The organism is Natrinema versiforme JCM 10478 (genome assembly GCF_000337195.1).
In the GTDB taxonomy this organism is placed as follows: Archaea; Halobacteriota; Halobacteria; order Halobacteriales; family Natrialbaceae; genus Natrinema; species Natrinema versiforme.
This window is the reverse complement of record NZ_AOID01000019.1, coordinates 57,898-72,995: the sequence shown is the minus strand read 5'-3', so window position 1 is coordinate 72,995 and position 15,098 is coordinate 57,898. Positions and strand designations below refer to the sequence as shown.

Annotated in this window: 16 protein-coding genes; 11 read left to right on the top strand and 5 right to left on the bottom strand. The window is 61.5% G+C overall.

Annotation, left to right across the window (positions count from 1 at the left end; all coding sequences use genetic code 11):
• The 11 genes from C489_RS22455 to C489_RS06050 all read left to right on the top strand — a co-directional run.
• On the top strand, positions 1-339 hold a 339-nt coding region (locus tag C489_RS22455; RefSeq protein ID WP_239642037.1), incomplete at its 5' end, for a hypothetical protein.
• Positions 336-1,010, top strand: a complete 675-nt coding sequence (locus tag C489_RS06095) for a hypothetical protein (protein WP_006430300.1) — start codon at positions 336-338, stop codon at positions 1,008-1,010. The genes C489_RS22455 and C489_RS06095, both read left to right, overlap by 4 nt.
• Positions 1,007-1,276: a hypothetical protein gene (locus C489_RS06090; RefSeq protein WP_006430299.1), complete on the top strand. Its 270-nt coding sequence runs from the start codon at positions 1,007-1,009 to the stop codon at positions 1,274-1,276. The genes C489_RS06095 and C489_RS06090 overlap by 4 nt, the downstream gene beginning before the upstream one ends.
• On the top strand, positions 1,276-2,262 hold the full coding sequence (locus tag C489_RS06085) for a hypothetical protein (protein ID WP_006430298.1): 987 nt from the start codon (positions 1,276-1,278) through the stop codon (positions 2,260-2,262). Before C489_RS06090 ends, C489_RS06085 begins: the two co-directional genes overlap by 1 nt.
• A gap of 9 nt (positions 2,263-2,271) precedes the next feature.
• Positions 2,272-3,633 (top strand): hypothetical protein, encoded by a 1,362-nt coding sequence (locus C489_RS06080; RefSeq protein ID WP_006430297.1) that lies wholly within the window; start codon positions 2,272-2,274, stop codon positions 3,631-3,633.
• 3 nt (positions 3,634-3,636) lie between these two features.
• The gene (locus C489_RS06075) at positions 3,637-5,718 is read left to right on the top strand and encodes a hypothetical protein (RefSeq protein ID WP_049890646.1); all 2,082 of its coding nucleotides are present in this window, start codon (positions 3,637-3,639) and stop codon (positions 5,716-5,718) included.
• Between the two features lie 3 nt (positions 5,719-5,721).
• Complete coding sequence (locus C489_RS06070) at positions 5,722-8,154, top strand: zinc ribbon-containing protein (protein ID WP_006430295.1); 2,433 nt, start codon at positions 5,722-5,724, stop codon at positions 8,152-8,154.
• Positions 8,155-8,426: 272 nt separating this feature from the next.
• Complete coding sequence (locus tag C489_RS06065) at positions 8,427-8,678, top strand: hypothetical protein (RefSeq protein ID WP_006430294.1); 252 nt, start codon at positions 8,427-8,429, stop codon at positions 8,676-8,678.
• Positions 8,679-8,681: 3 nt separating this feature from the next.
• On the top strand, positions 8,682-9,179 hold the full coding sequence (locus C489_RS06060) for a hypothetical protein (RefSeq protein WP_006430293.1): 498 nt from the start codon (positions 8,682-8,684) through the stop codon (positions 9,177-9,179).
• A gap of 6 nt (positions 9,180-9,185) precedes the next feature.
• The gene (locus C489_RS06055; RefSeq protein WP_006430292.1) at positions 9,186-9,845 is read left to right on the top strand and encodes a hypothetical protein; all 660 of its coding nucleotides are present in this window, start codon (positions 9,186-9,188) and stop codon (positions 9,843-9,845) included.
• Between the two features lie 21 nt (positions 9,846-9,866).
• Complete coding sequence (locus tag C489_RS06050; protein ID WP_006430291.1) at positions 9,867-11,123, top strand: hypothetical protein; 1,257 nt, start codon at positions 9,867-9,869, stop codon at positions 11,121-11,123.
• A gap of 156 nt (positions 11,124-11,279) precedes the next feature.
• Here the strand turns inward: C489_RS06050 and C489_RS06045 are convergent, their stop codons facing one another.
• The 5 genes from C489_RS06045 to C489_RS06030 form a co-directional block, all read right to left on the bottom strand.
• A complete protein-coding gene (locus C489_RS06045) occupies positions 11,280-12,512 on the bottom strand; it encodes a tyrosine-type recombinase/integrase (RefSeq protein ID WP_006430290.1) in 1,233 nt (410 codons plus the stop codon).
• Positions 12,513-12,735: 223 nt separating this feature from the next.
• Complete coding sequence (locus tag C489_RS06040; protein ID WP_006430289.1) at positions 12,736-13,368, bottom strand: HNH endonuclease; 633 nt, start codon at positions 13,366-13,368, stop codon at positions 12,736-12,738.
• On the bottom strand, positions 13,355-13,906 hold the full coding sequence (locus tag C489_RS06035; protein ID WP_006430288.1) for a DUF5806 family protein: 552 nt from the start codon (positions 13,904-13,906) through the stop codon (positions 13,355-13,357). Before C489_RS06035 ends, C489_RS06040 begins: the two co-directional genes overlap by 14 nt.
• Before the next feature lie 66 nt (positions 13,907-13,972).
• A complete protein-coding gene (locus C489_RS21865; RefSeq protein ID WP_160163639.1) occupies positions 13,973-14,122 on the bottom strand; it encodes a hypothetical protein in 150 nt (49 codons plus the stop codon).
• Positions 14,119-15,096 (bottom strand): hypothetical protein, encoded by a 978-nt coding sequence (locus C489_RS06030; RefSeq protein WP_006430287.1) that lies wholly within the window; start codon positions 15,094-15,096, stop codon positions 14,119-14,121. The genes C489_RS21865 and C489_RS06030 overlap by 4 nt, the downstream gene beginning before the upstream one ends.
• Positions 15,097-15,098 lie beyond the last annotated feature (2 nt).

The window sequence follows — 15,098 nt, the reverse complement described above, 5'->3', positions numbered from 1 at the left end:
GGCGCAAACGGGCTGGCAACTGGAACCCCTACAACCGCTCAGACTAACGATTTCGTTTTCGTCAGCGTTTATAAATCGACCCAAGAGCATGACATGACGACTCCTCGAAACCATACGACCGGCACAGTCACACGAAACAGTCGGGCGTTACAACTCTATTTCAACGTCCGATTCTCGAGTACACCGAAGAACCCACTCCGGGGGACCGACGAGTTCGCTGCGTTTTGCACAGACGGCGTGATTGTCGTCTATCCGACCGCTGACCCACCGGAGTTCCCACTCGAGGTGACGCCGCCGACCGACGAGACCCCACCCGAGACAGCAAACCCAGATCCATGAGCACACACTCACCACCGACCGACCGATCCGAAACCGATCCGGCAAGAACCGAACGCACCGAAATCACGGAGATCCGCCAGAAACTCGCTCGAAACTGCGAAGAGATCCGCACCGACGACCCGGAACTCTACAACCAAATCCAAGCGTGGATACGCGAGTCACTCTCGATTCCCGACGGCAACGTCGGCAGCGCGGTCAACTCTCGCCTGCGCGAACTCAAACGCGGGAATAAGATGCGCGACCATCGTGGCGTCGAAGACCCCGAAGCGGCGTTTCCCGACGCCTGCGACGGCTGTGAACACTACGGCGTTGCCTGTCCGATGGTCAAACGCCACTCGGTGACGAAAACCCGCGAACGCTACATTCGGAACGCCGACTCCGACGAGGAACTGGTAAACAACCTCACCGACCTCGCGATCGAATGGGACTGTCAGGTCGTCCTCGGCGTACTCGAGGACTACCAAGACCAGTACCAGGAGTACATCGCCGAGGGGTACGACCTCCACTCAAAGATGTGGGGCGTGCTCCGCGGCGAGCCCACTGGCGAAGACCAACTCGAGGGCGTCGAAACATCGTTCGACGAGTCCCCACCGCCGGAGGTCGAAGCCGACGTACAGGAAACGGTCGATGCCGTAATGGGCGACGACGAGGACGAGGCTGATTCCCAATGAGCGATACGCCAAGTGTGACGGATCTGACGACTCGAGAGTGGAACGCTGCGAGAAAGAAACCAGTCGAAATTGAGTATGCTGGCCCATTCACCGATCCAACCATCGTCGAGACGATTGAGGGGGATTTCGAGGTTGACGACGAGTACATCGATAAACACGGCGGATTCGTGATTATTCGGGGTATAGAGGATGAGCTGTACCCCTGCGCCCTTGACATCTTCCGTGACACATACGAGACGCTTGACGAGGACGAGGGTGAGGACTAATGGTTGAACTCAGATCCGCGGCGATCGGCGGCGTCGTCTTTCTCGTCGCCCTGTACCTCGCCTACCGCTTGCTCCTTGCGTTTACCTCACTCGGCGAGACCGAGTACGACGAGCAGGGAACGAACGACCGCCTCGAGATGGACCGCTCCGAACGGCACCGTCGCGTCGGGTTTCGCCACCGTGTCTCGAGACAGACACCGATGGTCAAAGCCTTCATCGGGGCGATCGCCGTACTCGCGGTCTACCTCGCCATCGTGTTCTATCAGGTCGCCGCGACCGGCTCACCGTCGGAGGTCGCCTACGCTGGCTACGCCGAATACGCGGTCTACGGGATGGTCTGTGTGGCCGGCGGCATCTGGTTCAAGGCAAAACAGAACGGCAAGGCCGGCGAGTTACAGGTCATGCTCGAGCAAGAAGACGGGAACAAACGAAAGACGGTCCCCTTCGATCGGTCGAAACAACAGCTCACCGACGACGGGACGACACTCGTCGCCGAACTCAAAGCCGGGCAGGTGTTCGGCCTCTTTTGGCGGCCGAAATTGGTCGGCGACGACGCAAAACGCCGGGATGCCGACCACCGACTCCCCGATGATCTTGTCATGTGGGAAGTCCCGAACGACGAATCGGCGGTTTGGGACGACCGCTCGGGTGAGGTCACGGTCCGGGCGAAAAACATCCGAGAGGTCGACAATCCGAATCGGGTTGCCGACTACGAGATCGTTCCCTCCGAACGCAAGTCACGGTCGGAAATCCAGCAACTCGAGAACGAAAAGCGCGAACTCGAGGACGAACTTCGGTCTGAAAAGATCCATACGGCGATTCTTAGCGAACAACTCTCCGAAATCGAGGACATCTTGACCAACGAGGAAGACGCCGGGATGCGGAAAATCCGACAGGCCAAAGACGTTCTCGAGCCCGATCGACCTTCGAACCGCCCGCGTGACTACGACGAATCCGACCGCGAACCAACCCCTGCTGACGACTAACGACAACTCATGTACCAGACACAATCACGACCGCTAGCGACGGCGCTGCGACTCGCCCTTGTCCTTGCACTCGTCGCGACAGTGCTCGGGGCCAGTGCCCCGGCCGTCGCCGCCGACGGGCCGACAGTAGACAGCGAACCGTCTGTGGCGAGCGTACAGGCCGAGAACGCGACGACCAACAGCACCGACGACAGTACGCCCTCACAGGCCGACAGGCTCCGCGTGACGCCGGTCACGAACGACGAGGAATATCTGAGTATCGAAACCAGAGCATCCGACGAGAGCTACAACACGACCGGTCCGACGGCGACGTTCGAACTCTCCGAGCCTGTCGACGCCGCCCGTGTCTCACAGTCGCAGGCCGATGTCAATGTCCTCGGCGGCGGGACGGTAATCCAAATCGAGTACGCCGACGACGCGGCCGGGTCGAACGCCTCGCTGTACACGACGGAACTGTTCTTCGCCGACGGCTCGACCCACGCGGTCGACCTCTATGCGACCGAGACCGACGTATCGGTCGAAGCCGCGAAGTACACCCAATACTCCGACTACATCGACTACACGCTCGACCAAGCCGAAGCCGCCGGCTACGAACGAACGGCAGCGGGCGCACGAGATTACCTCGAGAATCAAGAAGAACGCGCGAAACTGTTCGACTCGCTGTTCACCGAGCAGGTCATGATGTTCATTTCGGTGGCCTTTGCCGCCGCACAGAATTTCGTGACGTGGATTCTTGGAATCGCGGTTATCGCCGGTCTCGCGATCTTCCTCGAGCGCAAACACGGGTGGATTCTTCGACTCCAGCAAATGGCAGAGAGCCGCGCCGAGTTGATGCGCGAAGCGGTCCGACAGGATTACGAGGAACGCCGGAACTCGGCGGCAAAACACCCACTCGAGGACATCTCGGAGATCGGCATCAACGCCTCGCGCTACTGGGCTGAAAGCGACGTTGAGACCGTCGACGATATGATCGAAATCGCCTGCAAGGGCATCGTCAAAGTCGACGAGCGCGGGAATATCGTATACGACGAGGACGGCAACGCGGTGTTCTCACACCACGGCGTCGATGACCTGAAAGACGTTGATCCGCTGACGACCGACCAACTCCGCTCACAGACCTGGCTGAGCCCGCTGATTCTCGAGGGGCGACTCGCCGCGACGACGGCCCTGTCGAACATCGAAGCCGCGCTGTTGGTCGCCGAGAAAGACTACAACCGCGGCAACGAGGTTCGGGAGGCCCGGCGTACTGTCTCGGAACTGAACGCTCGCCTGTCGGGCGACCGTGACTACCAGCACGCAGAGACGAGTTCGAACGCGGCCCGACCGGACCGACACACCGATATTGGCGGCCACGCCGCCGGAGGAGACTGATTCATGACTTCGCTGTCACTCTTAGACCGTGGCGACCCAGAGAGCGATGCGTCGCCGTCGTGGTTCACTCGTGCATCGAATCGGCTGCTTGGCGACCCGCGGAAGGCCCCGCGACGCCTCGCAACGATACTCGTGTTCGGGCTGTTCGCGACCATCGTGTCCGGGCTGTGGTTGCTCGCCACCTCGAGTGTCGATACCTCGGGGTCGTCGGCCCCGGTTGTCGGCCCGGCCTTGACCGTCTTGACGAGTGTCTGGACGGTGCCGGTCCTTGCACTCTGGCTCACCCGCCGGTGGGTCTTTTTCCGCCGTGGCCGCAACGCCAGTGTCGCCGCCGACGTGACCGGCTGGACCGTCGCGACCATCAAGCACCTGCGCGACGAGATTCAGACGACCGACGGCTGTACGCGAGTGATTGCGACGACCGACGACGACCGTGAGGCTATCGCCGAGCGGATCGACGCCGCGCTCGAGGGCGACCGCGGTGACGATACGGTTGCGTTTTGGGACTCGCCGAGCGACCCGTCTGACCCGGAAGATATCATCGCCGACGCCGAGGAACCCGACGAAACCAACACCACCGACGCTGGCGAGACCGACCAAACCCGTCGCGAACAACTCCTCGAGCGAGAGCGCGAACTCGTCGGCGAGTACAACCGGAAAGCCGATCGCGTCGGCGAGCTGGTAGACGACGCACTTGCCGGCGAGATCGATCCGGCGAAGCTACTCGAGGCGGACGGCCGGGCGTCGATGCAGGATCTCATGGACGACGCGACAAGCGACGCCGTCGACGAGGCCGACCGTCTGATTTCGGAGTGCGAGGACATCGAGTCCGAACTCGACTCAGTCCGTGACGAACTCGCGGCGATCGACGAGGCAGCGAGCGATATCGTGGTCGGCATCGCAGACGCCTACGCACTCGACGATGCACTGTTCGAAGCGGGGTATAGCCGCGCCGAGTACTTCGACGGCGACGAGTCCGGTGAGGACCGCTCGCTGGTTTCCCGACTCTGTGGCGTGCCGAGACGGGTCGCCGGTGCCGTCGTCGGAGTCGTTTCTCGAGACGACGACCCGGACGACAGTGACGACGAGACGGACGTGCCCGACGAATACCAAATCCCGTGGCGAGTCCGCTTTCTCGAGGAAATCAAACACCTCTGGCTCGACTTACAGAGTGGGTTCCGTACTGGCGACGGAATCGTTCGCTTCGGCGTTCCAGCGGCGGTCGCGCTCACCCTGCAACTGTTCGTGGCCGGGCTTTGGACGACGCTGCCGGTGTATGTCTTGATCGGCGCGACCAGTACGCTCGTCGGGCTTGGGTACTACTGGATCAACAAGCGACGCCGCCAGCGCCGTCTGCGACGCTACCGAACGCACTCGAGTACGAACTACTGGCTCGACTGTGCCGGTCAGTTCAAGACCGTCGAGACGGCCGACGTGACTGCCTACATGGGATTCATCGCTGGCCGGCGGTACGCCAGCTACGAGCGCGAGGAGTTCGTTCGCAAGACCTCGCGAACGATGCACCAACACGTCTCCGACGAGTGTGTCGCGCCCTCGGATCTGCAACACTACGCACGGTGTCTCGAGCAAATGAAGCCGAATCTCAAAGGCCACCGGCAGAACGTCCTGCAACCGCTGATTATGCGGGATGTGAAACGGACCGTCGAAGCGGCCGAGGACGACCTCATTCCGAAAGCCGAACTCGCATGGTCGGTTATCGAACAACCCTCGTCGTCCCGGATCGAACGCCGCCTCGGCCACGATCCCGAACTCGTCGGCGCGGAGTACCAGTATCTCGTCGAAGACGCACACGTCCTCGATGAACGCGAGGTCGAGTTCATGGACGCCAACGGCGACGTGCAAACGATTACGCTGGTGTTCCCGGCCGAAAAGAACCGGCTTCCCGACGTAAGCGAACGACACTCGCAGTTCTCCGATCGGTTCACCGACCGCAAGGGCGAACCGGTCTACGAACTCCCCGACGTTGATCCGCGCGACGAGTTGCAGGGCTTTGTTCCCTCGCCCGACGCCGCTGCACTGTTCGATGGGAACCACTCGCGAGCAACCACCCAGACCGCCGACTAATCTATGAGCCAACCACGCCCCGTTGCAGACATCCAAGCCGACGACGACGGACAGGTCGATGAATCACTCTCACAACTCCGCGAGAGCTACGAGCGCCGCCAAGAACACTCCGAGCGCGCCGAACAGGACGCGAAGATACGGAAACTCCTCGAGCAAGCACGGAAGGCCCTTGCCGGCGCGTCCGACCACGATCTCGAGGAATTACTTCGGGCCGCCCACTGGTTAGTCCGGGACCACAGCGAGTTAGCAACGGTCCTGCGGCCCGATTATGATGGGCTGTCCCCCGGGCTCAAGTCCCGCTTTCGGGATCATATGGCGACTCGTGACCGTGGCGACCAGCCACCGTCGCCGGCCGATGAACTCGAGGCGCTGTTCCAGGTCGCACTGGAACTCGAGGTCGTCTATTCGGTCGAAGACACGAGTTGGTACGAGCCAGTTCGATTCTCGAAGATCGACCCCGCGCCGGGGAAGGCCAGTACGTCCGGGCAAGTCACACCGGTTGGCCGGATTCGGATCGGCGCTGACGAACCGATCGGGCCGGGCGACCGCCTCCCGATTATCGAACACAAATCCTGCGAGCACGTCCTCAGTGTCGCACTCCCCCGGCAGGGCAAGGACAGTACGAACGTCAGTATCTGCGCGAACCTGAAAGAGGACCACCAATACAAGTGGATCTCGCTGTGGGACGACGGCCGCGACGAGACGAACATGATCTCGATTCCGAACGACGAGGAACCGATTCGGGCAAATCTCGAGGAGATGAACCAGGAACCCCGGGCCTACGATACGCAGGTGTACGTTCCGGCCATGGGCGGGCTACCGAGTGAGCTACCCGGCAACTTCGAGCCGTTTACGATCGGCGTCGACGACCTCACGGGGAAGCTGATTCTCCAACTCGGTGGGTTCGACGCCGACCGGAATACGATCAACCGCGTCGAGCAGGCACTCGCCGAAGCCAAGACCGCGAAAGGCGACGAGGTCGCGGTTCTCGTCGATCGCCTCGAGACCTACGCCGAAGAGGTCGAAGCGACGGTCACGATTCGTCACCTCGCGGACGACGACATGAACACTGACGACTTAGACGACGGCGAGGAACTTATCACAGACGACGGTGCAACCGAGATTCGCTACGAGATGGATGCGGACAAGGTCCTCAAAGAATGCGCCCAGACAGTGCTCCATTTGGCCGGCGAGGGGCTGCTCGCCAACTCCGACGCCGAGACGAATCTCGATATGGCAGAGATGGTCCGCCGGAACGACCGCGTGGCCGCGCTGAACTGCAACTATCTCGAGGACCGGAACGAACCGCTCAAGTACATCATTACGAACCTCTGGTTGCGGCTCTTACTCCGGGTGCGAGACGAGGATAAGTCGCTTCCGCGGGTCGCTCTCGAGGTGCGTGAGCTGAAACAGATCGCCCCGTCGAAAATGACCATCGTCGACTACGCGACCGAGGTTCGACCACTTCGGCAAACGCTGTACGAGATTGCCACGCAGGGCGGCTCGAGACGGATCTTGATGGTCGGCTCGACGCAGAAACTCAACGACGTGGCAAAGCCTGTGCGGTCGAACATGCCCTATAAGGTGTTCCTGAAACTGGATAACGGTCTCATCAAACAGATGGACGACGAAATGCAGTTTCCCTACTCCCTGAAAGAGCAACTGAAAGGCTTCGATCCGGGGCAAGGCGCGCTGAAAGTCGACGAGAATTTCTACTGGCCGATTTGGTGGCGCGGGGCACCGTGCGGACTCGGAGACGGTGACGTACCGTTCGAAAATCGCTTCGGGCGCGCGTATGGCTATCGCGTCCGCGACCACGAGAGCGAGCGGTGGCGCGGTGAGGCGGGCGACGCCGTCGCGTGGTGGGTCGATGCTGACGGCGAGATTCACGAGACCGACGACGCGCCGCCCGTGAAAACGTGGTACCTGCTCTCGACGGATTTCGCCGACGGTGTCGATCGCGAGTCGATCGATCGGGAGACGGTCAAGCGATTCGCCGAACGTCGACAGGAGTACCCCGTTCCGAACGATCTGACGTTTCAACGGACCAGTGTCGCGTATGAAAGCCGCGAAATGCGACTCGAGGAACTCGAGCGGGCGAAAGAACGCCAGATGGCCGAACTCATGGGCGGTGGCGCACAGACGGCGAAAACCGACGGTGGCGAAGAACTCCGATTGCCTGCGGCGTTGCGGCCGTGGCTCGAATGCAGCGACAAGAAGCGTCGGCGGATGCTACACTGCCTTTCGGAGATCGAACAGAATGAGATTTCAAGTCAGGCAACGCTGTCTGACTACAGCGGAATCAACGAGAGCACGCTCGCGAATTACCTTTCCGACGAGGACGACCTCAAAAGGTGTGTCAAGAAGCCGAATGGGTCGTACCAACTCACGGAAACTGGGGAAAAGGCTCTCAATCTACCGTGGGATGATTTCTGATTCTCTCCAAGAGATCGGAGTGAGTTGAACCCAACCACGTCTTGTGATTTTGGGTTCGTTCTCCAGTCTCCAGCGCCCGCGATAGCCACCGCGTATATACTAAGGATACGCGCGCCAGTATGTAGAAATAAATCTATTTTCTATAATTCATATCGGGCACCCGGGAGGTAGTGATTGACCGGTAGGACACTCCGGTGTTCTCTCTTCCCGCGTGCGTGAGACGGCCGTCTGTCGGCGAAACAACTAGGTAGCAGTATGAGAACCAAACACGTATGACAGGAACCGATTTCCTCGAGACCTTCGCCGGCACCGTCCGCTCGAAGGTGTGCAACACCTCTGGGTGCCAGACGAACCCGCTCGGCACGCTCGAGGGCCGGTATCTCTGTGCTCGGTGCTACAAACGTCGGGCACGACTCATGAGTCCGGCACAACTCGAGGCCGCGATCGACGCCGAACCGAACCCGTTCAACCAGCGCAAACTCGAGGACGCACTCGCGGAGGTCCGCGAGTGGAACGCGGACTAATCCATGTCAGACCCAGCCTTTGCATTCCGAATCGACGAGGACGCCCGTTCGTGGGCACTGTACCGACAGACAGAGACCCAAGAGCGACCCGTGGCGGCGTGTACGCGCGACGAAACGTTGTGGTTCGCACTGGACCGCGAGGACGGCACCGGCGACCGGGAGCCCGTTCGGGAGGACTTTCTCGACGCCGTCGGGGCGGCGTTCCTCCGCGGCTCCGCGGGCCGTGACTGGACGCTCGAGCCGATCTTTGAGGCGCTGACGTGGTACGAATCGGAGTGTCTCGACGAACTGCGCGAACTGCGAAACGAGGCCATGTCGAGTCGCCGCCCCGACGCCGACGGCCGTTCGATGCCGTCGGAAGCGTGGGATCTCGTCTCGAAAGCGCGGTCCCATTTCACGCAGACCGACTCGCGGGCGTTCAAGGCTGCCGATCCGAGTACGAAAGACCACGATCGGGGCGACCATCCCGACGAGACGGCTCTGGGGGAGTTTGGCGACTGACTGACCATGAGCACCGACGACCGCTCAGAGAACACACTCCCGCCGCCGTCGCCACTCCGGCGCTACACCTTCGGCGATATCGAGATCCTGGCCCGGTACGCGGTTCACGTCGACGGCGATCCGCGGAAGGTCTACTGTTTCGACGCCCGAGAAATCGAGTTCGCCGGCACCGACGAGTGGGTCCGCCCGCCCGCATCGTTCGACGACGGCCACGATATGGCGGGCCTCAACGCCTTTTGGTATCCCGCCGAGTCGGGGGACGTGATCTTCTATTACCTCGAGCAGATGGAAGCATCCGCACTCGGGGATAGCTACTCGCCGACGGCGTGGACTGACGGCGACGTACCGTTTGATCGACTCCCGCCCTTTGGGGCCTGTATGGCGTTGCTCGAGTTACACGAGCTGTGTCACTGGGCGATCGGCGACGACGGCGACCAACCCGGGATGGACGATATCGACCACTGGCAGTCGTGGAATCGCGTGCTCGCCGACGCGATCGACTACGTTTCCGAGGACGACTGCGAGTGGTTGCGGCCCGAAGACACCGATCTCTGGTACGCCGAGGAACAAAACGGCGTCGTGCGGACGCCCGTCGGGGTCTATCGAGGCCGCGAGTACGACGACGGACACGAGACCGAACAGGCGACGCTCAAGAGCTACGACTAACCGATTCACTGATTCACCACAATGACACTCACAACAGCCGTTAGCCGACAGTATCGCTCGCTCACCGACCGCGCTCTCAGCGTCGCGTGGTCCCGACTCGCGACCGTCTACCTCGCCGTCTACCTTGCGACGGCACTGTCGTCGGTCTACATCGAACTCCTCGCACACGGTGGGGATAGTTCCGACACGTTCACCGTCGATCTCGGACTCGAGAGCGCCCTTGATGCAGCAGTCCAAGGCCTTGCAGTCGGGGCGGTCGTCGCTCCAGTGTTGTTCGCCGTGTTCGCCGTACTCACGCGGGTTCTCCCGGTCCGGCGGGTGTACGCCCAGACAGTCGTCCCGTGGATACTCGCCTGCCCGGTCGGACTTGTCGCGTTTCTTGGGCTCGTGATGTTCAACGGCGACGCCCAGATTGCGCGAGCATTGTTCGACGGTTACCCGTGGGTCGTCGCCGAGTGGGCGTTCATGTGGGCCGCTCACACAACGCTGTTGGTCGCGTTCATCGGCGGAGCCTACGCACTCTCGACCCGGTCGATCTCACTCTCGCGGTCTCAAAAGCGCGCGCTCGTTGTGGCGATCGTTGTCCTCGTCGCGGTGCCGATCGGCGTCGGCGCGGCGTTCCCAATGGACAGCGCGAGTACCACAGACGAGTCGGCGGTCGACTCGAGTCACGGCGACGGACTCGACGATACCGCCGGGTCCACCGATGACGAGACAGACGAGAACGACAGTGACGACGAATCCAGCCTCGAGCGGCTACTCGACGGCCGGGGCGCGACGGACCCAGAGACCTACGACGACGGCAAGTACTCGCCGCGGATCCGAAACGCCACCGCGCTCGACGGCGACAGCCCGAACGTCACTGTCTCGGGCGTCTCCGAGAGCGAACTGCCGCCAGCGAACGCCACGGATGACGACCGGCCGATCGCGGCGGTCCACACCGACGGGGACGCGGTCTCGGCGTCGAATATCGAGTTTGAGATTCAAAACGGGAGTGTCGTGCCGAAGGCCCGGTATCACCTCTCCATCGACGGCGTCGATACCACCACGAGTGCGGGACTCGACTATCCGTCGTCATACTCCTACGGTCAGACCGGCCCCGAAGACGCCTATTCGCTGATTGCGGCCGGTGAGTATGCCGATATCGAGAGCGGCTACTACGTCGATATGGAGGAAATCGAGTCGATGTACGTCTATATGGACGTGACCACCGAGGACGGGGAGATTCACCGCTACGTCGTGGAACTCGAGCGGACGGGCGTGCCTTCGGACGCCTAACCCCATGCTCGAGACCCTCGAAACCATCTTCTACGCCGTCCTTGCGGTCGGCACACTCGTCTACTACGCTCGCGACCGCCTCTCGAGTGACGAAACCGCGATCGAAAAAGCCCGCCGCCTGTACGCCGAGGGCACAGGTGACTCTCGAGCCCACGATTACCTCTCAAACGCCTCAGCAAGCCGTTCGCGCATGAATTCGCGTCGGTACTTCCGCCGTTCGGCTTCCGAGAGGTAGTTTTTCAGTACCACCGATGGATCACTGCTCCCCTGTTCACCAGCGATCACGTCGAGATTGTCCAGTAGGTCAGTCATGGCCTGATTGTAGGTCGTATACCAGAATCGACGACCTGTTTTCGAGGTCGGCCACTCGCCGCGAACGCGAACCTCCGCTCGCTGTGCCAGCCGCTTGAACCGAGCCTGTATCGTCTCGCCGGTCACGTGGCCGCTCGAGGACTCGGTCGAAGGAAACAGATAGCCGTTCCACTCCCGATCGCGGCTGCCGAGGGTATCGAGTCGGTCGGTGAGTTCGGGCACCCCGTAGATCAACGCGACCGTCCCCGGCCCGTTCTTTCGGTCGTCAAACGCGATATGCGGGTCGTCGCCGTCGAGTACGAGCTGCGAGACGTGCAACCGTGCGACCTCGCTTCGGCGAAGCCCCCACGCACACAGCGCGAGTACGAGAAGCCCCTCGTCGGGGCCGTCGGCGGCGTCGTACAGCGTCCGCACCTGGCCGCTCGAGAGCGCCGGATTGTCCTTTTCGTCGTCGACCCGTCCGTCCCAGATTTCCCCGTGGTCGACGTTGTCCGCCGGATTGAACGGCGCACCGTGGCGCGTCTCGAGATGGGTGTAGAACTCTCGAATGTCGCTCAGATACCGGAGCTTCGATTCGGGACTGTCGAGTTCGTCGTCAAGTTCGTATAGGACGGCTTCGATGCGCCGGAGTTCGTCGTACTCGTGTTCCTCGTCCAGCACACGGTCGACGATCGCCGCCGTGCCGTGGACCGTCTCGTACAGCCGCACGTAGGTTGCGAGCCGATAGCGCTTCGAGCGCGTCGTCGAGTCGGCCCGTTTGTTATCGATCCGCCGCAGGAGTTCCTCGAGCGCGTCGATGGTCGTTTCGTCGCCGATCCCCCACTGGTAGGAGTCGTCTGTATCGGGTCCCTCGTAGCCAACCGACTCGAGAAAGTCGGTCAGCGTCATCTCGTGGTGTTCGCGCAGCGTGTAGGCGATGCCCGAAAAGCCGGCGTCGACGATGTCCTGGTAGGTCGGTCGAGACTCGAGATCGTGGCCGGCGCGTCGCAGCGCCGTTTCGATTTCGGCATACCAGAACTCGCGGAGTTCCTCGAGCGATTTTTGGGACCAGTTGATCGTTTCCTGTTGGCTATTCATGCGCCCACCCGCTCGAGAACCCCGTTTCCTCCGGGTTGGGTGCATTCTAAGACTCTCATTTTCACGTATCTGAGTACAACTGACAGTCACGTAAAACTACTGCTTGTCCGTGTGTCGCACGTAGGACACACGAGTTTAGTAACGACGCGACCGTATGCGTGTAGAACCGTGTTAAACCAGAGGGTGAGATACGAACTTGAGCCACCCGGCTACGCCAAAATGATTACTCGTCGTTATCCAACCAGTCGTGGTACTCTGTGTACGAGACGAGTTTCTTCCGCGGAACGCCCTCGAGATGGCCGTGACAGTCCTTGCAGAGCGTGATTAGGTTCTCGAGGGCGTGTGCATCGACGGCCGATTCGAACTCTTTCTCAGGGACGATGTGGTGTACGTCGAGATCATAGCCGCGAAATTCCTGATAGTGCCGCCGGTCGATCCCACAGGACTGACAGCGCCGATCGCGCTCGAGTGCCTTTTCCCGTTGAACCTGCCAGAACCGGCCGCGAAACTCCGGGCCATCGCGCTCGCCAGAGTGCTGGTAACTCCGGCGTTCCTTGTAGTAGTCATCTTCGGCGTCGGTTAGGCCGTCGAACAGCCCTGTCTCACGGTCGCCGACGAGTCGCCGATCCATTTCTCGGTCAAGGTCAGCAACCGCATCCTCGCCGACCGGCGTCTCGTCGACGCCACGGGCGCGGTCGAAGAGATCGATACACGTCCCGTGTGCTGGCATGTCGGCCGAACACTCCGGGCACGCGGCGGGCGTTCCCCGCGAGCGCCATTCGAACCCGCACTCGTCGCAGGTGTTGTCGTGAGGCGTCGGATAGCCCGCACTCGAGGAGACGTTATTCTCCCCCATCGTCGTCCTCCGATTCGAGCCGGTCGCGCACTTCGACGCTTTTCTCGCGAACCTCACGCATGGCGTCGGCGAGCTGTTGTTCGGCCTCGAGTTCGTGCTCGTGGTCGATTTCCCCGCCCTCGAGTTCAATCAGGAACTTCGCCACTTCGGTCGCGTCGTGTAGAATCTCGTCTAGTTCGTCGGTCGTGTAGACGCCACACAGCGCGCCGTACAACAGCGTCCCGGCCGCTTCTTGGACTTTCGTGTCGAAGCGGTGCTTCGCGCTACTGACCGCGCCGGCAGAGTACTCGTCGGCCATGAACGGGACGATATCGGGAAGTGCCTCGCCGGCTGCCGTGTACTTGATTCCCGTTCCGGTTCGGAAATCGTTGCACACGCGGGCGATCGCCCACTCGCGGGCGGTGAGTGTGGTCTGGTCGCGGAGCAGATCGTTCACGCGGTCGTACTCGGCACCGCGGAGTTTCGTGAATCGGTCGCCCTCCGGGTTGCCGGTGTGTTTGTTCTCGGAATCGTCGTCTGAGTCGTCGTTCTCGGACATGGTTGCGTTTCGGGGGTTGCCCGACGCCCGCTCGAGGAATCGAACCCCGACAAGCACCAGCGCGGGTTAGTGTGCGAGTTCGTACTCGCCAGCGTCGATCTGCTCGTCAATGTCGGTGTGTTCGTAACAGCGTTCGCGGACGCCGACGCCGCCGGTCGGCCGAACGGGAACGTGAACCGTGCGGTCGTCACAGACAGGGCAGTAAGAGACCGTCATTGGCCGCCCTCCGTACCCCGCGAACGCCGCTTCACGCCGAGACTCTGCGTGACATATCCCCGACGGTCGTAGTGTTCCTTGGCCCGGTGGCCGTTCGGGCACGTGTATTCGATCGTCTCGAAAACTGGCCCGTAACCATCGCGAACGGACCACTCGTCGAACTCGGAGCCACACGTCCCGCAGTATCGTTCCGTGCCGCTCGCGGCCACCGTCCCGCCGTCGGTCATGACCTCTTTCTCGTCGTCCTTGTCGGCGAGTTCGAACCGGTCACCGAACAGAATCGTATCCCAGTCCACGACCTCGAGTCCGGTGCCGTCAACGGGGCGACAGTCAACGCCGCGGATGTGCGGGTCGGAGAGGTAGACCGTCTCGTCGGCCTCGGTGTCGTAATACTCAGCCCGCGACCCGTTCCAGAGTCCAAGGTCGTCGACAACCTCGAGTTGGCCGTTGAACAGGCGCTCTTTGTCGTGGCTGTAGAACAGGCCTGTCTCTTTCGTGCCAGCGATCTCTCCGTCGCGGATTCGGATGCCGACCGTCTCCACGTCGTAGCATCCGCCATCGGAAAGATCGGTCACGACCTCGTAGTATTCCTCGCAGAGTGGGTCCGTGACCTCGAGTACCTGCCCGATTCGGAACTCGTGGTGGTTGACGAGTTCGACCGACTCGAGCGTGAGGTCGTCGTAGGTTCGGAATCCATCGTCGTTGTAGCCGGTGTGTCGCTGGAGTGAAACCGAGTTTCCGTAGCGGGTGTTGTGCGAAAGCGTGTATCGGCCGCCGCGTGGCCCCTCGAGCACGAGGGAGTTGTCTTTTCCGAGTCCGACAGGGCTGCCGTTGTCGCGTTTGACTGTCAGCGGCTGCACACGATCGTTGAATAGGACCTGGTCGCCCTCGCCGGCCGTTTCGATCACGTCGACGGCTTGCTGTTCGGTTTCGGTGAGTGGTTCGTCGTCCGCGGTAGAGTTCTTCGCTGCCATAT